This is a genomic window from Sulfolobus sp. A20 (assembly GCF_001719125.1).
In the GTDB taxonomy this organism is placed as follows: Archaea; Thermoproteota; Thermoprotei_A; order Sulfolobales; family Sulfolobaceae; genus Saccharolobus.
This window is the reverse complement of record NZ_CP017006.1, coordinates 85162-104095: the sequence shown is the minus strand read 5'-3', so window position 1 is coordinate 104095 and position 18934 is coordinate 85162. Positions and strand designations below refer to the sequence as shown.

22 protein-coding genes are annotated in these 18934 nt (G+C 33.7%); 10 read left to right on the top strand and 12 right to left on the bottom strand.

The annotated features are described in order from the left end of the window. Position 1 precedes the first annotated feature (1 nt). The 7 genes from BFU36_RS00505 to BFU36_RS00475 are packed head-to-tail and all read right to left on the bottom strand — an operon-like array spanning position 2 to position 5464. Positions 2-499 carry a hydrogenase maturation protease gene (locus BFU36_RS00505; protein WP_069281363.1) on the bottom strand — a complete coding sequence of 166 codons (498 nt, stop codon included), beginning with the start codon at positions 497-499 and terminating at the stop codon, positions 2-4. Then, positions 492-1100 carry a DUF6084 family protein gene (locus tag BFU36_RS00500; RefSeq protein WP_069281362.1) on the bottom strand — a complete coding sequence of 203 codons (609 nt, stop codon included), beginning with the start codon at positions 1098-1100 and terminating at the stop codon, positions 492-494. The genes BFU36_RS00505 and BFU36_RS00500 overlap by 8 nt, the downstream gene beginning before the upstream one ends. Before the next feature lies 1 nt (position 1101). Then, entirely contained in the window at positions 1102-1518 is a 417-nt protein-coding gene (locus BFU36_RS00495; protein ID WP_143577025.1) for a hypothetical protein, read from the bottom strand. Beyond that, positions 1508-2119: a hypothetical protein gene (locus BFU36_RS00490; protein WP_083216327.1), complete on the bottom strand. Its 612-nt coding sequence runs from the start codon at positions 2117-2119 to the stop codon at positions 1508-1510. The genes BFU36_RS00495 and BFU36_RS00490 overlap by 11 nt, the downstream gene beginning before the upstream one ends. Continuing rightward, a complete protein-coding gene (locus tag BFU36_RS00485; RefSeq protein WP_069281360.1) occupies positions 2103-3914 on the bottom strand; it encodes a nickel-dependent hydrogenase large subunit in 1812 nt (603 codons plus the stop codon). The genes BFU36_RS00490 and BFU36_RS00485 overlap by 17 nt, the downstream gene beginning before the upstream one ends. A gap of 3 nt (positions 3915-3917) precedes the next feature. Beyond that, positions 3918-4910, bottom strand: coding sequence for a hydrogenase expression protein HypE (locus tag BFU36_RS00480; RefSeq protein ID WP_083216326.1), 993 nt, complete (start codon positions 4908-4910; stop codon positions 3918-3920). Between the two features lie 59 nt (positions 4911-4969). Further along, on the bottom strand, positions 4970-5464 hold the full coding sequence (locus BFU36_RS00475; protein ID WP_069281358.1) for a hypothetical protein: 495 nt from the start codon (positions 5462-5464) through the stop codon (positions 4970-4972). Positions 5465-5810: 346 nt separating this feature from the next. Here BFU36_RS00475 and BFU36_RS00470 point away from each other — a divergent pair, with 346 nt between their 5' ends. From BFU36_RS00470 to BFU36_RS00450, 5 genes are read left to right on the top strand one after another with little or no spacing between them, the layout of a single operon-like run. Continuing rightward, complete coding sequence (locus tag BFU36_RS00470; protein WP_069281357.1) at positions 5811-6569, top strand: AAA family ATPase; 759 nt, start codon at positions 5811-5813, stop codon at positions 6567-6569. Further along, positions 6569-6883: a hypothetical protein gene (locus BFU36_RS00465; protein ID WP_069281356.1), complete on the top strand. Its 315-nt coding sequence runs from the start codon at positions 6569-6571 to the stop codon at positions 6881-6883. Before BFU36_RS00470 ends, BFU36_RS00465 begins: the two co-directional genes overlap by 1 nt. After that, complete coding sequence (locus BFU36_RS00460; RefSeq protein ID WP_069281355.1) at positions 6883-7269, top strand: hypothetical protein; 387 nt, start codon at positions 6883-6885, stop codon at positions 7267-7269. Before BFU36_RS00465 ends, BFU36_RS00460 begins: the two co-directional genes overlap by 1 nt. Continuing rightward, positions 7259-7795 (top strand): tRNA (N6-threonylcarbamoyladenosine(37)-N6)-methyltransferase TrmO, encoded by a 537-nt coding sequence (tsaA, locus tag BFU36_RS00455; RefSeq protein WP_069281354.1) that lies wholly within the window; start codon positions 7259-7261, stop codon positions 7793-7795. The genes BFU36_RS00460 and tsaA overlap by 11 nt, the downstream gene beginning before the upstream one ends. After that, positions 7773-8852 (top strand): hypothetical protein, encoded by a 1080-nt coding sequence (locus tag BFU36_RS00450; protein ID WP_069281353.1) that lies wholly within the window; start codon positions 7773-7775, stop codon positions 8850-8852. Before tsaA ends, BFU36_RS00450 begins: the two co-directional genes overlap by 23 nt. Here BFU36_RS00450 and BFU36_RS00445 read toward each other — a convergent pair. The 5 genes from BFU36_RS00445 to BFU36_RS00425 form a co-directional block, all read right to left on the bottom strand. After that, positions 8830-9582 carry an ATP-binding cassette domain-containing protein gene (locus tag BFU36_RS00445; protein WP_185957852.1) on the bottom strand — a complete coding sequence of 251 codons (753 nt, stop codon included), beginning with the start codon at positions 9580-9582 and terminating at the stop codon, positions 8830-8832. The genes BFU36_RS00450 and BFU36_RS00445 overlap by 23 nt on opposite strands. Before the next feature lie 5 nt (positions 9583-9587). Beyond that, a complete protein-coding gene (locus tag BFU36_RS00440) occupies positions 9588-10406 on the bottom strand; it encodes an ABC transporter permease subunit (protein ID WP_069284504.1) in 819 nt (272 codons plus the stop codon). Further along, the gene (locus tag BFU36_RS00435; RefSeq protein WP_069281351.1) at positions 10406-11296 is read right to left on the bottom strand and encodes an ABC transporter permease; all 891 of its coding nucleotides are present in this window, start codon (positions 11294-11296) and stop codon (positions 10406-10408) included. Before BFU36_RS00435 ends, BFU36_RS00440 begins: the two co-directional genes overlap by 1 nt. Next, positions 11293-13047, bottom strand: coding sequence for an ABC transporter substrate-binding protein (locus BFU36_RS00430; protein ID WP_069281350.1), 1755 nt, complete (start codon positions 13045-13047; stop codon positions 11293-11295). The genes BFU36_RS00435 and BFU36_RS00430 overlap by 4 nt, the downstream gene beginning before the upstream one ends. An 82-nt stretch (positions 13048-13129) precedes the next feature. Further along, entirely contained in the window at positions 13130-14782 is a 1653-nt protein-coding gene (locus tag BFU36_RS00425) for a hypothetical protein (RefSeq protein WP_069281349.1), read from the bottom strand. Positions 14783-15072: 290 nt separating this feature from the next. Between BFU36_RS00425 and BFU36_RS00420 the strand changes: the two genes are divergently transcribed. The 5 genes from BFU36_RS00420 (at position 15073) to BFU36_RS00400 (ending at position 18811) form a co-directional block, all read left to right on the top strand. Further along, on the top strand, positions 15073-15789 hold the full coding sequence (locus tag BFU36_RS00420; RefSeq protein ID WP_069281348.1) for an ABC transporter ATP-binding protein: 717 nt from the start codon (positions 15073-15075) through the stop codon (positions 15787-15789). 91 nt (positions 15790-15880) lie between these two features. After that, positions 15881-16840 carry a hypothetical protein gene (locus tag BFU36_RS00415; RefSeq protein WP_069281347.1) on the top strand — a complete coding sequence of 320 codons (960 nt, stop codon included), beginning with the start codon at positions 15881-15883 and terminating at the stop codon, positions 16838-16840. A gap of 88 nt (positions 16841-16928) precedes the next feature. Next, positions 16929-17690, top strand: a complete 762-nt coding sequence (locus tag BFU36_RS00410; RefSeq protein WP_069281346.1) for an FmdE family protein — start codon at positions 16929-16931, stop codon at positions 17688-17690. 57 nt (positions 17691-17747) lie between these two features. After that, complete coding sequence (locus BFU36_RS00405) at positions 17748-18095, top strand: helix-turn-helix domain-containing protein (protein WP_069281345.1); 348 nt, start codon at positions 17748-17750, stop codon at positions 18093-18095. A gap of 164 nt (positions 18096-18259) precedes the next feature. Next, complete coding sequence (locus tag BFU36_RS00400) at positions 18260-18811, top strand: hypothetical protein (protein WP_069281344.1); 552 nt, start codon at positions 18260-18262, stop codon at positions 18809-18811. Positions 18812-18934: the final 123 nt, after the last annotated feature.

Genomic DNA, 18934 nt, shown 5'->3' with positions numbered 1-18934 from the left:
CTTAAATGAGTAAGTGAGCATTAATGGAAACTAGGAGTTGTTTAAACTTCTCTTCAGCCTTTAATAAGGCGTTTTCGACACTTTTACTTAGCCCAATTTTATAATCCTCATACTCTTCCGGCTCACAACCTATTACATAAATTTCTTTAGGTAAAGCATTTAACTTTTTGCTTATTATTAACGCTCTCTCTGGATCTATTTCATGAAGATAGGCTACAGAGTCATTAATATCTTCTATAGGTATACTATCATAAGGGATTTTTAGAACATATAAATTGCCTGGCTTTCCATTTCTCTTAATTGCGTCAAGGATAATCAGAACATCGAAGTGATCAGAAATCAACTCATGAACCAATGAAATTCCGCTATTTCCGACATCGATGACGTTTATACACTCATTAGCATATTTCTCTAGCCTTTTAGCAAGCTCAATACCAAAAGCGTCATCACCTTTTAAAAGGCTTCCAAAACCCGTTACTAATATTTTCTTTTCACACATTTTCTTTCTCCTTTTCAGCTATCTTTATAAGATCTTCTATAGCCTCACTATAACTTGGATAAAACCTCTTTCTCTTAAGCTCCTCCAGCTTTTCCAGAACGTCTCTTCTAATTTTTATCCATATTATATCAGCTCCGTAAAATGTCCTTATTATATTATTCCATGTATCGAAATCTAAATCATAAATTGTCTCAATTGGTGGTTCTTGTGGTAATTGAGAGAAGGTCAACTTATTATCTTTATAATAAATAATCATGCCATCTATCGCAAATGCTAAGGTCAATTTCTTTTCCTTTCTCTCCCTAAACCTTAAGAGCAATGCCACATCCATTTCACCCGTAATCGGAACTGTAATATCAACTTTAACATTTCCCTTAAATCTAGGTGTGGAAAAAGTTGATGAGGTTAGATATTCTCTCTCTAGTTGTACGTATCCCTCATAGTGCTGAGTGTATTGTATAAAGATTCCTATCTTTCCTATTATTCCCAATATCTCCTCTTCTACATTTTTATTGTTAAATTCAACTGTAAGAATAATTGTTGGAGATACTGAAAACTGATGCGGCTTGATGTCTAAAACTCTCATTGATATATCAAGCATTTTATGACAACTCGTGAAGACTATTAATTCTTAATGGTCTTTTAGTATCTATCTTAAACTTAAAACTCTCATTAATGGTAAGGTTACAATATAGTGGTCCTTTCTCGTGGCAAGCACATTTAGGATCGTTGCATAATCCGTGTGCAGATCCGTGGAAAAATTTAAACTCCTCTTCATATCTACTTTTTGCCTCATTTAAGCCAATAGAGGATAAGATATAGTAACCATTGTCTTCCTTAATTAGATACCCATATTTACATAACCTATCTAGGCAATCATTAATTATCTCAGTTTCCATTCCACTAAACTTAACTACGTCATTAATACAAAATTTATTTAAACCAGCGTATATCTGCAAAAAGTAGCACACTTGAAATATTTCGTCTAATACCCCTAAAGTCTCCCAATCATCTCCCAATTTTAAAAACCTCCTCAATATTCATACCGTATTCCTCCCTTATAACTTTTGAGGCAATTTTAACTATATCATATAATTTTTCATTTAATTCTATTTCTTTAATAATAATTTTTAAAACGGCTAATATACTCCATACTATTTCCTCACTTAACATATTGTTCTCTCTTATCTCGTCTACCTCAACTTCGATTACTTTTATTTTCCTCCTTAAATCTTCATTTGCAAAATATTTCAAAAAATATATTATTGCATTTATATCTACTGATCCGCTTACTGATTCTCCTATGAGTTCTTGTATTTTATCTTGCTCAATTAGGTTTATCTCATCTAGATGATATATGTGAATTTTGCCTAATTTTTCCATTTTCTTTATTGCTCCCACAAGAATTATCTCATCTACGTTAATCTCATTCAATCTGTGATAAACTGCAACTGCGTTATAACTTAAATCTTCAATAAGGATGTTATTAGGCAAATTCAAATTTTTCAATATATCGACAATTAACGGTCCTATTCCATAATCAGATAATCTATGATAACCTATACCTCCTATAAGAAAAGATTTCATCTTTGCATTTTCACCATCATATGCTACATGCACATGTAGTTACATCTCTTGTTATCACTCTGCCTCCAGTGAACATGTGTACTGTACAAGGCATACAAGGATCGAAGCTTCTAATACTTCTTAAGATATCAATCCCAGTAAATTGTTCTGGTGTAGTAAACTTTTCAACTATTGGTGTATTTAATGCTGCTTCTTCATATGGACCAGGTTGATCTAATGGATCCCTTGGTGAGGCATTTATAGTAGATGGAGTTATTATCTGATAATTATAAATCTTGTAGTCTTTAATTATCAAGTGATGTGATAGCCATCCCCTTCCAGCTTCATAAAAGCCTACTCCAATACCTTCTCTTGGTATTTCGAACTTATTCCATACTTTAGTCTTTCCTGCTCTTAAGTATTCGAAAGCCTTTAGCAAGAAATTCATGGCAACTCCTATTACATATGGTATATGATAGGCTCTAGCCCTATTTCTCTCTAATGCGTTAATTACTTTAGGTACTTTCCACTCTAATTCCATTTCCGGTAACGTAGCTCCTTTAGGAACTGTTATTTTGAGTCTTCCACCTCCGGCCTTTATGAAAGGATTTGATGGGATTTTATTAGCGATAGCAGTTAACCAGTGTCTAGCTAATGGTCCCCCACCAGTTTCTACTACTAGTTTATTCCACCTTGGTGCCGTATCCCATGTGTACTTTTCACGCCAATTCAATGGTCCGGGTTTAGGAATTGTTATCTTATTCCATGGATGGTCAACACTTAAAGGGTTACCTAATGGATCTTTTTCCAGGATTTTTGGTTGTTTCTCCCACTCTTCATAATAAGAGTGAGTAACGAATTCTTCTAGCCCTACATTTGCGTCAATTAAACTAGTAGTCTCCAACTGTCCATCCTTTATGACGCCTGGAGTTACCATTCTCCTCTCTCCCCACTCCTTAGCTTTATCGTACTTGTAGAGATCCCCGGATTCAGCAAGCTCTGGATCATCATAAATTCCACCACATATTATGTTTATTTTAGAAGCTTTACCTACATTTTCATACTCTGGAACTTCTTTATAAAAGAAGTTAACCAAATCCTCCCATATTAACGCAACCGTTTTTGCCCAATCATAAATTTTTGTCAATCTCACTAAGTAGTCAGTAAATAGATCTGGCCTTAATGTAGTGGATACACCTCCAGGTACTAAGGTTGATGGGTGAGGATATCTACCCAACATTAAACTAAACATTTCCCTAGCTATCCTGGTGATTTGGATAGCTTCCAAGTATAATTTTCCGCTTAATGGGTTTAACGCTTCCATAAGATCTCCAATGGTACTGAAACCGTGAATATCTCTATGCTCAGCAGGAGTTTTCTTAGCTGTTTCATATAACGTGGGATTAGTTTTTGAAACTATGGCAGCAGAGTAATCTGGGCCAGCTAATAAGAATAGATGTAACGGATGATCATACATCATCTCTGCGGCTCCTGCAAGATTCCTCATTACAACAGCTAACGGTGGAGGTGTTACACCATAAGCCATTTCTTGTGCCATCACTGAAGTGACTGAATGTACCCCACCACAAACCCCACATGCTCTACTGCTTATCATAGCAGCATCTCTTGGATCTCTACCTCTCAAAATAACTTCATAACCTCTAAATAATGCTGCAACACTTCTAGCTTCTATAACCTTTCTAGCATTTAAATCCACTTTTACGTAAAACGCTAGATCTCCAGCAACCCTAGAAACTGGGTCCCAAAATATCTCTCTAACGTTAGAAGATTGAGATCCAGGGGGATCTAATTCTTTACATTCCTCTGGGGATAGCTTATCTAAGCACATATTTTATTTCCACCTAGGTGATTTATCAGTTTTAGTTTTCATAGTGTTTAATCTAGCAGACTTCTTAATAGAACCCGGTAAGAATCCAAATCTTAAGCTTAGCATGTGTTCAGATTGTCTTGTGTAAAATGGTGAGAAGGCATCGGGGAAACCAGGCATCGTACAACCGATACATGGACCACCCATATTAGTAACTCCACCCACTCCATTTATCCATCCCACTCTATTCACGTTACATTTAACCACCGGTCCCCAACAGCCTAAGGATAATAAGCATTCTTTCGCTCCGAATTCCTGCGCGTAAGTACCTTCTTCTGCAAAACCTGCTCTTGGGCAACCTTGTCTATTTGTTTCGCCATATGCGAAAACTGGTCTACCTAGTTCATCTAATTCAGGTGGCGGTGATAAGCCAAGCACGGCTAAGATTAATAATGCAACTGTCTTCATGAAATTATCTCCTTGAGGCGGACATCCTGGAACGTTAATAATTGGCAAACCTAGTTTACTCTTGAAATCCTTTCCCAATAAGTCCATTAATCCCATAGCGTTTGTTGGATTATTTCGCGCTGCTGGTATCCCTCCCCATGCAGCACAAGTACCAATAGCTATTACAGCTGCTGCTTTAGGTGCTAGTCTCTTTAACCATTCTACGGTAGTGATTGGTTTGTATGTTTGTTTATCAAATCCAAAAGCAGCCCACCATCCTTGTTGTTTCTCAGCTATACTCTCATCTGGTACTGAACCTTCCAATACTAGTACGAATGGATCTAGTTCTCCTCTTTCAGCTTTTCTATAATATTCAATCAAATCCTCACCAGCTTCTACAGCTAAAACTGGGTGTACTAGAACTACCGGAGGAACACCCGGTAATCTTCCAGCTAAGACATCCTCTATTGACGGGTTAGTAGCTCCAGTCACAGATATTGAGCAACCGTCACAGCCTAAACCAGTGCTCATCCATAGGACATAAATTTTCTCAATTTTCTTTTCTCCCATATTTATCGCATAAATATTCATCTTTTAAGTTTATAAATTGATAAGTTACTGTAGAGTAACTAGTTATTGTTAACTAACTTGTTAATAGCCTCTTGAATTTTCACGACTTCAATACTTGACGGCATGAAATCTCTAAGTATGTAGAACATGTTTGTAAAAAGTTCCAATGCAAGATATCTAGCAGTATCCATGTCTTCCTCGGCTATATCATAGAGGTAGTCCTTTAAGATAATATTGAAAAATTGTGGTAAAAGATCCTTTCCCATAGGTAACTCAAGGATTCTGTTAACTATGTTCTCCAATCTTTCGAGCTCTTCTCTGAACGCTACTGCAGAAGCTACTTCTAAGAGTTTCCTCGTCTCATCCTCACTTTCTGTATTTAAAATCTCATGGATCTTATTTAGAATTTCCTTCCTTTCAGATTCATCTGCATAGCTCTTTAAGAGAATTAGTAGGGCAGTTAATTTTACTATTTTCTCATTGCTATCTAAATTATATATCCATAGACCTTCTTTAGCAGACTTAATTGCCTTTAAAAATTTTTCTTCATCCATAATTAAGTATCGTTAGATATGTATTAATAAACGTTTATGAAAGTCATTGATAAAAAGAGGGCAAGTCTTAAGGCAGGGAGGATGTGAGGTATAGTTCACCGCAGTCTTAGATAAGTCTAAAATATACCTTATTAACACTAGACTTACCTTAAGTGTGCAGATAATGGAGTGTTTTAATTTCATCCTAAAACATTTTGTCAGTAAATCTCAATAGAGTTTTATCTAAAATACAAAATGAGGAATCCTCATGGTGAGGAAGTTAATTTCCTCTGGTTAGTTAGTCTAATGGTCTTTATTAAATATAGATTTAAATCTAACTTTTATTAATGTAATATTAGGTGATAAGTTGAAAATAGCAATAACAGGTAAAGGAGGAACTGGCAAAACTACGATAGCTGGTACTTTAGCGCGTATCTTATCTATGAGGGGTTATAAGGTAATTGCAATAGATGCAGACGATAATCCTAATTTAGCCTTAACCTTGGGAATAAGCTGGGATAAGCTAGAGAGTTCAAATCCTATTCCGACAAGAATTCTGGCTAGAGTAGGAGATAGGCTAGAAATATTAATGCCTCCAGAAGAGATAATTAAGAATTACTCAATAAGAGGTCCAGATAATATTGATCTTCTAATAATGACTAAAATAGAAAAGGCAGGTGTTGGTTGTGCTTGTGGTGCCCACGCCACTGTTAGAGAGCTAGTAGGACATATAATACCTAAGGAAAACGAGATAGTAATAATGGATATGGAACCCGGCTTAGAAAACCTTAGTAGGGCTACTCCTATGCATTCAGACGTGATATTTACCGTAATAGAACCTTACTATAAATCTATACAAACAGGAATTAAGATTTACAAGTTAGCCAGCGAGTTAGGTGTTAAGAAAGTTTTTGCAATCATAAATAAGGTCAAGCACGAGGAAGAGGAGAAACTAGTTAGGGATATATTAGATAAGAATGGTGTCGAGGTTTTAGGTGTACTTCCTTATGACGAGGCGGTGGTAAAGGCTGATAAATTAGGAATGGCTGTAATTGACGTTTCACCTAATTCTAATTTTGTCCTAGGCCTTCAAAGGGTTGCGGATCAAATAATAAGGATGAAATGATGCCTAATGTTTTTATAACTATTAATGATGATAACTCAAACGAGGTTTATCTCACATTAATTGATGCTGAAAGGTTCAGTAAAAAAGGTTATAAAGTTTATATTTTATTTTTAAATAATTCATTTTTATCAAATAATCAATTTAAACAAATAATATCTGAATTAATAAATAATGGTGTTAAAATCTATACTACTCAAAGAGTTAATGATGATAGTATTGAGGAGATTAAGTTTGATGATTTTATGAAAATGATTGATAATAATGTCGATATATTTATAAGACAAGGTCCTGCATGCCCTAACGCGGTGAGATAATGGATTGTAATTCACAAGAGTTAGCAGATGAGATTTTAAATAAGTTAAACTCGATGCTCTCCTGCATAAATAAAGAGTATATCCTTTTAGACGTCCAGAAAAATAATCATTCGTTACAACTCACTCTTAAATCTAATACTAACGAAATAAATAAATTAAATGTAATTATAAATGATAATTGTGAGACTATTAACGCTGATGAGTTACTTCTATTTTATAAGCAAATTCAAGATAAAGGGTATTTGGTCATGAAGGTTAATTTATTCCCTGAACCTCTTGTGATCATAGAAGGTGAAAAGAGTAATAATAAGTTTAAGTTTGAATTTAGCGATTGCAAATATGCTTATATTGTTCTTGAAGATTTATTAAAAATTGATGAGGATTGAATATACACCAATAGGGTTCGTGAGGACTAAGAGAACTAAGGAGGAAATAGATAAACTGTGGAATAGAGGATACGAGGCAATCCTAGAAATAATACCAGAGTATGAGGAAGGGCTTAAAGGAATTGATGGATTCTCCCATATAATTGTTATAGCTCATCTGCACTTATCTACACCTCAAGGTAGTTTGATAATTAAGCCAAAGGGCTTTACTAGGATAGGGCTAAGTATTGATGAACTGCCTGAAGTTGGTATATTTTGTACAGCGTCTCCTAGAAGACCTAATCCAATTGCAGTTAGTATTATGAAGTTAGTGAAAAGGGAAAGAAATCTATTGCACGTTGACGATTGCGATCTATATGATGGTACACCAATTCTTGACATTAAGCCCTTCACCCCAAATAGATGTCCAGAAAATGTGACAATTCCCCAATGGTTAATTAATTTATATAATTTAGCAAAGGAAAGATATGGGATAGATATATTTAAAGTGAAGGTGACGGATAGTGGACTTTCTAATAAACGCTAGTGGTCTTATAGTTGATGATGATCTTTCAATTTTGTTTTTAGGTAAATATAAGACTACTAGCGCAATAAGCTTAGGTGAGGAGCTGAATAGCCTCGGTTATAATGTTAAAATTATAGATTATGTTGTCCCAATAAAACTAGAAAATAATCAAATGATAATCTCTAACGAATTAAATTTAAGTAATGTCAAGGGTGCTGTACAAATCAGATGGTGGGATAAAACTGAGTTAGCTAAATTACCTCTAGTTAAGTTAGGTGACAAGATAAATAGTAAGGTTAAGTATGTTTTAGTGGGAGTTAGTGGTTTAGGAAATAGCGTTTATAAATTCAGTAATAAATGTCCTTGTATCATTTCCTATGCTGATTTAGTAAACAAGGATATATATAATGACGAGGTTTTGAGATTAAGAATGCCCGATGAACTTCTGAATTTATTACCATCAAGTATAAATTATTATATTTTTACATTTAAAAAAGGTGAAGAGAAGATAGGTAAAATTCTAATAAATACAATAATAAATAATAACGTAAAAGAAGTGGAGTGTAACATTCCGTATTGTTCCCTCTCTGATGATTACTGTGCCATCTACTTGAAGAATTTCTTCGATACTATTAACGCTCATGAGATGTGTGACTTACTAGTGATAGGTAAATCATATCTGGAGTATTATTGTATGGATATAAATCAACTGAGGGAAGTATTGGATATTAAGGGTAAACTAATCGAAATTGATAGAGAAGTTAAGAAGAAAAATGCGATAGGCTTAGGTTTGAAATGCTCTAAAGGTCATATCAATTTACTTACCACCATACCTCTTAGACATAAGGTAAGGAGGTGTGTTATCTGTGGTAATGAGACAAAATATGGTTACTTAACTCTTCCAGCATTATCTATGACTAGAAAACTGTCTACCAAGCTTAAGCTATTACCTGCTACCATTTTAAGGCTGTTTATAGATCAGTTATATAATACGGGAATGAAGGATGACGAATTGATCAGCGCTTTTCTCTCAAGTAATTCAAAATTTGAGAAATTCATAACTGATCTCTTCTCTTAATCATTGAACCCTCTACTATCTTTTTAGTTAATTTATTCTTGGGATTTTCAATTATTTCATTGATATTACCACTCTCTACTATCTTACCTTGGCTTATTATAATTACCTCTTTGCTCATCTTGTACGCTACCAATAAATCGTGCGTTATGAGAAGTATTCGTGAGTTAAATTTTTTCTTATATTCATTTAAAACTCTTAATACTCTTAATTGAGATATTACGTCAAGTGAAGACGTAGGCTCATCTGCAATAATATATTTAGGTTTAGGTAATAACGCTATTAAAATCAGTATTCTCTGTATTTCTCCTCCAGAAAGCTGATAAGGATACCTATTTAAGAGGTCTTGACTAAGACCTAAATTATCCATTAAATATTTTAATTCGTCCACATTTACGCTAATATTATTAGCTCTACATATCAATTTTATATGATCAGTTATTTTCCTTACGGGGTTTAGATATGTATATGATCCACCTTGAGGAATATAGGAGATCACTTTCCATCTCAGATGTTTTATATCCGATTCTATTACGTTTACGTCATCAATGAATATCTTTCCACTGACTCTAGAAATTGGAGGTAATATCTTTAATATAGCCTTACCTATTGTAGTCTTCCCACTGCCTGATGGACCCAATATGGCTATTGAATCATCTAAGTTAAAACTCACTCCTTTAATTACGTGAAGGCTATCATAATATACATTTAAATTATCTAAAATAATCGGCAAGTATATCACCAAAAGGCTCTCAATAGCTTAGCTGATAGTGTAGATATATTATAATTTCTCTCAAGGTCTAAGATTATCAATAAAAATGACATGTCTAAAAGAATGAGGAAAGCTAAAGGTGGTAAAATCCACCAGATCCATGCATTCGTGTATATTACTCTAGGAGTATCGATTGCAACTCTTATTAAATATCCCCAACTAGGAACACTAACATTTCCAATTCCTAAAAAAGCTAATCCTGCTTGCATCGAAATTGCAACTATAGCATTAGTGCAGAATTGGGAAAATATTATATTAATATTTTTTCTAATTATCTTTCTTAAAATATAAAGATTATTAGCACCTAGCATAAAGTATGAGATGACGTAGTTACTATTTAAATGCTGTTTAAATATTGGTCTTAATATTCTTACAGGCAGAGTCCACAGTACGAGTACCATTACTCCTAGTGTGACATAATTATTTGGTGGGAGTACAAAGGATAATATTAGAAATAGTGGATACTTAGGTATTGAGATAAAGAATATCGTTATCTCATTTACCGCATTATCGATAAACGAGTTAAAAATACTCATTAATAATCCTAAGCCTATTAATGTTGAGAAGAGTGGAGCTAGAATTGCAAACATTAATGATACGCCAGATGCTCTTAGGTCATATACTAGCATACTTTCCCCACTCCACGTAGTACCTAGAAGATATTGAGGCGAGGGAGGTAAATACGGCTGGGCAGTGGGAGATAGTTTCATAAATAGGCTTATAATGTAAACTATAACAAACGATATTATTATTGATACTCCTACAAACATTTTTCTTATCCTCATTACTTCACCCTCCAATCTACCTTACTATTAGTAACATCAGCTATTAAATTTAAAATAATTGAAATTATACTAAATAATATAAAACATCCAGACGCTAAGGGATAATCTGAATTATTAATAGCTTGAACCATCATGTATCCTATACCGGGGTAATTAAATACAGTTTCGACAAAAATTAGGGCAGGAATTGATGTAGAAATGGAATAAGTTATAGCCACTAACAATAATGGTACTGTAAGTCTAAGTATTTCCTTACTTATTATTCTTCCATCAAGACCCAGAGAGACGAAGAACTCAATCATGTTGTAATGCTCTACTAGTAGTTGGGTTAAATTCCTTCTAACGAACATATATAAGAACGTCAATTCAATCACCGCTAATGTGAGCATGGGAGAGATTATATTAGGAGGTAATAATATGAAAAGTAAAGTAGCAATTACTACTTCGGGGATTGAATAAAGTATGATCAAAATTGTGTTCAAAAAATTATCTTGAAAACTGCCTAGATACTTAATTGAAAGGTACGTTATCAATAGAATTAAGGGAATTGATATTCCTAAACTGCCCGCTATGAGTATTAATGATCTAATAAGTGCCCCTAACACTAAGCTTATCACGGGTCTTCCATAGAAGATAGAATAGCCCCAATTTCCTGTAAAAAAACTGATTAAATAATTTGAAACTGAATAGAAAAGATTTGAATTATAGCCATATAGCATCTCTAAGCTTCTAATCTCTCCTTGTGTTAAACTATACCCATTTTGTGATAATAGCGATATTAGTGTATAAAATGATGTTGACTTTCTAGCTAAAACGTAATCTAAAATTACTAGTAAAATTACACTAACTATTGCTCTAGCTATATACCTTATGTACTTTTCCTTCATCATCTCCTTAACCTCATTACGACGAAGACTACCACTGCTACCATTATTACTATGCCTACTAACACGTAAGTAATTGTTAGATTACTTGTCGCAGTACTAGTCATACTAGGCATTGATGTTTGTGGCATCATGGGTAGGAATACTATTTTATTTAGAATCCATGGTGGTCCAGACTCATAATCAGGGTTAAAGAACCAATTAGTTATTCCTGCTTGCTTATTATAGACCCAGAAGAAATATGGGAAGTATATTGATATTTCTGGGACTAATTGTGCAAAATATTTATTAAATTCGTTCATTAGAACTATTCTCTCACTAAGATTTACGAATTGGGCTTGATTTAAAATCTGTTTAATTGTAGCGTTATTAAAGCCTGGAATATACTGTACACTCCCCTTTACGAAATAGGCTAAAGCATAGGGTACTAAAGCACCCCCGAAAATATTTATCATCATATCGAAATCTCCCGATGCCATATATTGAGTTCTTAAATTACTAGGTACTGACTTAATAGTGATGCTAATGCCAATATTAGACATGAAATTCTTTATATAACTTGCAATTGTCTGTGCTATCGTATCATCTGATGGAATTATGAGAGTGAATGAAACTGGCTGTCCTTGGGGAGATAATAATTGACCATTAACGTATTTAAAGCCTAAGTCTTGCAGTATTTCTAAAGCCTTTTGAGGACTGTAGTTATAATAATGATATAAATTAGGATTAAAATATGGTGTGTTAGGTGCTACTACGAATGGTCCACCCATATAGCCAGCCTTTTCTCCTCCCAGTGCGTCATATATTGCAGTTAGATTTATTGCATATACTAGTGCTTGCCTAAACTCTGTTATATTGAATGGATATCTAAGCAAATTAAATTCTAAAGTATACTCTAGACCAGGTGAATATGCTACTATTCCAAATTGCGAGTTATTCAAGAATGGGATTATATCAAAATAATTATCGAAACTCCCTGCGTCGACTTCCCCTTTTAACAACATATTAGGTAATTGTGACGAAGACACCACTAGTATTTTTAGAGTGTTGACGACAGGTTTACCCATGAAATAGTTAGGATTAGCTACAAATGTATACCCTACACCGGGTTGGTAGCTTTCAAGCTCGAATGGACCAGATCCTATGAAAGCTTGAGGTGAGGTAAAATGCGTCGGATCCGTTACGTTCTTCCATATACTTTCTGGTACTATGAATATAGATGCAAACAAGTTCTTTTCGACCAGATCAGCTGGAATCGATCTATTTAATGTTAACAGAACTGTATAATTGTTTATAGCTTGAATCTGTTTTACGTATATTATATATGATGCATACCATATATATCCTATATGAGTGTCAACATATTTAGTATAGTTATAAGAGAAAACTACGTCCTCAGCAGTAACTGGCATACCATTAGTGAAATCTACGCCTTTACGTAAAGTAATTAGCCACGTTGTGGAATTTATTTGTGTAAAATTTTCAGCTAACCAAGGAATTATTCCATTTGGACCATACCACGCTAATGTATCGAAAATAAGGGCAGTTACGGTATAGAATGGACCAAAAGGGTATAGAGTAAATGGTTGTGGGTAACCAACATCAGACCAAGCTATAGTATACGTTTGAATAGTATACGTTTGAATTGTTTCTGATCTCAGAATAAATGGTGTTATCATCATGGACATTATTAGGAGAGATAACAACAGTAACCTAGGAATTACCTTTTTCACCTCATATTTACGTCTAAAATTCATTTAACCCACTTAACTAAGTATATTAAAGGATACCTAATAAACTTTTGGTAATGAAATGAAGAAAAAATGACTTTTTAAAAGATTAACTTCTTCTCCTAACTAAAATTAATCCAACAACTATTACTATTATAATAATTATTGCTATGGCGATAGGTAGGATGAAACTAGACGTTGGTTTAGTTATTGTAGTTGAAGTACTGATCATAGATGATGAAGAAGTAGTAGGCATAGATGACGTTGTTGCCGTGGAAGTTGTTACAGAGATCACGCTACTTGAGGTCGTGGATGTAATAGTCTGTTGCGGGGTAGAGTAAGCTATGTAATATTCACTAGCTGGATCGTCATAGACTATTATTTTTCCGTTAAGCATAAAGTAATTTGAACCATTTAGCCTGGCTAAATGTCCATTAACCAATTTATATACTCCTACTAGTGTTAAGTTATTAATTACACTAACGTTAAATACAATATTTTGACTAGTAGCGTTAACATAAACTTCTTGCGAGAGATACGTCTTTCCGTTTACAGTAATGTTTGCCATAACTATTTTTTCCGGCTTTACTAAAGTTACGTTATAACTACTATTAGTTTGAGTAACAACAACCACTTTTACGGTGCTGTTAATGTTTAGATATGCTAAAACTCCTAGTGTAGAGTTTACTACAACCTTATGGGATAACATTACGTTAGCGGTTGACGTTATATTCCCACTAGAGTTTCCAGCTATAACCACTGGTAAACCATTAATGTAAGTGTGAGCAACGAATTCAGCTTTAATCGGCTTAACGCCATTTATAGTAATAATTTTAACTTCGCTGAAATAACCGAAAGATGAAACTGATATCTTTCCTAATGTTAACATTACAGTAGAGTTAGCAGTCGACTCATGTACGTAACCTAAAACCGTACCATTAACTCCATAGAATTCTATTGTCTCAAAGTTAAATTCCATTTGCCCTCTTAAAAACCCTCCTAATGCTATCCCTTCACCTTTCCATACTAGGGCTGGGGTAAGAGAGCCATTAAAGTAAGCCATTGTAGCTATGTATCCATGGCTGGTTGAATTAGAGTAAGTTCCATTGAATTCTGTATTAAAGAATATTGGTGTGTATCTTCTCGGAACGTTAAATTGTACAACACTCTTGCCAGTAACTATCGTTTTCACTTGTTCTTGATTAACTTCCTCTAATGTTAAACTCACTTTTTCACTTACGGTCTCGTTTACTTTTATAGGTATTGTAATCGTAGTTATGGAAGACCCATTTGCAAACTGTAATAGTAAGTATCCAGTTCCATTAACATAAGCAAACGTATTTATTTCACTTGCGTTAATTCCAGCCCAGACAAGTGATAATTCTCCAGAAGAGTTAACTAATACTCTTATCAAATTTGGTATATTAGTCTTAACGTCTAATGACATATTAGACATTACAGTTGCATCAATTTCACCGGTGAAGTTCTTTACCACATTCGAGAACGTTAATAAATATGTAGTTTTATTATAGGTTATCACGGTACTTCCGGTCTCATTTGTAACTGTAGCGTTATAGGTAACTGCACTTACAGTATATTCAACAGTTTGTAGCAATGGAGAGGAGGTGACGTGATATATGCTTCCGTATCTTTCATATAATACATGCATCGTGGGTGATGATGCTGAAGTTGCCGACGATATTACTAAAAAAGGTAGGCTAAGAACTAGAAAACCTATGAGGAACCATGAGACGTTTCTCATCGCCTAATTACATCATCTTAAACATTATAAATCTTTTCCATATAAGCCTTTAATTAATCTCATTTTTATCTCTATAATATAAATTGCATAAAATATAGAATTTAAGATCATCAAAATTGGTTTAGTCATTAATAAATAACATGCCCGCATTATGTACCAGAAAACTAAATACTAATAGTTGAAAACAATTTCCCTATTACAATCTTTATCCTTGAAACGTCACTAATTCGGACGTAGCGAATAAAAACTAGTTAAAATTTTTATTCATTCAAGTTCACTTAATTTATATAATGGCACTAACTCTTGAGTTAAGGAAACTTATATTACCCCTTTTTATGACTGAAATAAATTTTCTGATTGAAGGATCTAAAGTAATTGGAATATTAGGTGAATCGGGAAATGGTAAAAGTACGTTAGCCAAAGTTATGGCAGGGCTTATTAAACCTGTAAGCGGTTACGTGCTTATTGATGGTAGAGATATCTTTAAGATAAGCAGAAAAGAGAGAGGTAGGCTAATACAGTTAGTTTTGCAAGATCCCTATACTTCGTTGGATCCAGAAGCTAAGGTCATAGATACCATATTAGAGGGAGTTAAAATATTAAAGATTCACGTTAACGATGAAATGTTTAACTATTATGTGAATAGGTTTGGAATCACTGAATTACTTAATAGAAGAATATATGAACTTTCCGGTGGAGAAAGGCAGAGAATTAACATTTTAAGATCTATGCTAATAAATCCAAAGGTCATTATTTATGATGAACCTACATCCATGGTAGATTCTATGAATAGGAGAGAAGTTCTTGATTTAATATGCTCAAATAATTCTGCAATATCAATAATAATATCTCATAATGTTCTTGACATGTCATGTGTTGATACAGTTTTTGTTATGAGGAAGGGGAAGATAATAGCAAGAGGTAAGATTGAAGAACTTAGGGGCTACGATGATCTTTATGTAAGGACTTTAGCTAATGGATTACTTAATGATAATAAGTTTAGATAGGAAACATTTGAGATATTCAGAGAAAAACTTATTAACTCTGAAAATAGTTAGTATAATTAAGAAAACCTAGTATCAAAAAGAAGTGATAAAAATGAGTAACAAGGAGAGTATAAATGGTATATTAGCTTTCGGGACAAGCGTATTGATTTGGTCTATAATCTATATAGCTACTAACCCTGTCCTAGGATTATTTCCGAAAGGTCCCCTTTCATACAATTTTTCTCCAGGTTCATATCAAGGATTAGGTTTTAGTATTGCAGCAGAGCTAGCAATATTTCTAACCCTTCTAGGATTATATTATCTTAAGGTTAACGTTAAATTTAGGACATTGTTGGTTCCCTTAGCGTTAGTTAACGTCGGAATATTATTGGGTATGGTAGGAACTACAGCCTTCATGTGGTATTTAGGACCATCTTCTTCCTCGATGGGAGGAATGATGGGAACTCCACCCACTAATGTTGGAATGGCTGAAGTTGGGTTCATTGGATTTTTAATAGCAGGTATTGGGTTACTATTCTCATCAATATACTTAGTATATTTGGGATTTAAAAGCAATGTAAAGTTTCCTATATGGTTTAAATATATCTTTTTCTTTGGTCCATTTTTAATGTTATTGACTTTACCGATAATGTTAGCTGCAGAAGTATGGAATCTCTTTTTACAATCATCAATGGTTCCTATGTCAATGGTTCCCATCTCCTATGGTATAATTAGCATGTTGTATTGGCCTGGTGGAACTATGGTCTTCACATTAGCATATTATTCTCTTTTCCAAGCCTTTGGGTTAATATATTTGGTAGTTAGTAAATTAAACGTAGGCTTTAACGAGAAGAATGCTATTTTAGGAATGTATCTGTTCTCTGCTGGAATAGTATTATCTCTGGTAACTAACGGTATTGGAACGTGGATATCAAGTTGGACGCCTCCTTCATGGCTAGTAAATCTAACTCAAGGAATTGGATTATTATCAATAGCAAGTGTAGTAGCGGGAGGATTAGTGAATATAGGAAACATAATATTTTACACCTTAAAAACAAAGGTACAAATCTAATTTTTTTAATTTTTTGTTTTTAATAAAATGATTACAAGTTAATTTAGAAGAAAAAGTTTTTATAGTACTGAATAACATAATAACTTATATGGAAGAATTAAGGTTCAATCCTAGGAAGGAGATAGAGGAAGATATTAGAGAAAATAATCTTCAAGATTTACTGATAAAGTCCGCAGTTCTTCATGGTCACTTCTGCATAGGTCTTTCACTGGGTGTGAGAGCTGCGCTATATGCCACTAAGAAATTAAATTCAATTACAGAGAACGTTCAAGGAGTTGGTCAACACTTGACGAAAAGATTAATTGCAATTGTAGAAACTAATACTTGCTTCGCCGATGGAGTCCAAATGGTTGCAGGTACAACATTAGGTAATGGAGGTCTAATTTATAGGGACACTGGCAAGCACGTTCTAACATTAATTGATAGGAATACCAGTAAGGCTGTAAGAGTCTCATTAAAAGTAGATCCACACACAATTATAAAAACGGCTAACGATCCAGAATTTTTAAAATTATTTGAAAAGATAATGATAAAGAGGGAGAAAGCCACACGCGAGGAGCTTAATAGATTCAGAGATCTTATGAATAAAGCTTCATTTGAACTGTTACAGCCAAGAGATGAGGAATTGTTTGATGCTAAGGAGTTGACAGTAGAGTACCTCAATACTCAAGAAGTTTCAACTAAGTGGAAAAAATGTGAAGGCTGTGGGGAAATGACGTTAGAGAGTAAAGGTGTAATTAAAGAGGAGAAGTTCTACTGTGCCGATTGTGCTGGAAGTGAAGTATGGACGTTAAATGTCAAAACACCTATTAGAGTAAAGTTAGATGACATTCTTAAGATAAAGAGATAAAATTTTTTCATTCATTTATTCGAAAACTTTTTATCTTATGGAAGATAATGGTAATTTATGATAGTAAACGATTGTAGATGCCCAGTAGATGTGTTATCTGAAGTTTTTAAGAGAAAATGGAGCATTTTAGTTATTGCTTCAATAGGATATTTGAATAACGCTAGGTTTAATGATATAAAAAAATTAATTAATGATATTAGCTCTAAAATGTTAGCAGATACGCTCAAGGAACTAGAGGATGTTGGTTTAATTCAGAGAAAGGTTTATGAGACTAAACCACCTAAAGTTGAGTACAGTCTGACTGACGAAGGTAAGAAATTCTGGGATGCTTTACAACCTTTGATAAATTATATGTATTCTAATCCTAAGTACTTAAATAAGTGTGGCTGTTGCGATACGCCATAAATTTGCGAGCTAACTAATTATTTTCAAGATTTTTCTTAAAGGTATTAATTATTATTGGTATATTTAATTTTTTCTGAATATTTTATAATTACGCAATCATTTGATACATTATTAAAAAAGATTTATAAAGTTTAAAAAGAGTAACTAGGTATAGGTAGAGAAATTTGGAATCATCAAAAATAGGTGTATTAATATTTAGAGCTATAAATGGGATAGCAGGAGTAATCTTAATATGGAGCGGACTTTACGAGGTTATAAGCTACTTAACAATGACGGGAATGATGGGAATGGGCATGGGTATGATGATGATGGGATTTAGACTATTTTATTATACCCCAATTGTGTTACCGGGGAAATATTTTATACCAACGTATTTCTTAGGTATGGGGATTCTATTACTCATTTTTGGTGTATATCCAAAATTAATGAAGTCTTTTATACTTAATGGTAGTAAACCGTATTGGATATTCTTACGAATATTGATGTTCATAGGTGGATTAACATTCCTGCTCTATGGAATCAACTTCTCTCATTCAATGATAATGGGGATGGTAAATCCATTAGCACCAGCAGCTTCGATAGGATTTCCTTTCGCTGGGGGAATAATGTTACACTTAATTTTTGAACACCTATATGCTAGCGGATTTGCTACTGTTGTAGCAATTTATAGTAGGATATTAAACGTCTTACTTAAGCCAATTAGGATAACTAAATAAAAAAGGTACGTTTTTTTATTTCCTAAGGATCTAAGGTATTTTACAGTATATCTTATGAAAATAGATGATAGTAGCTACCGTATTTTTACATTATATATCATTTAATTGTGTTTAATTTGGAAA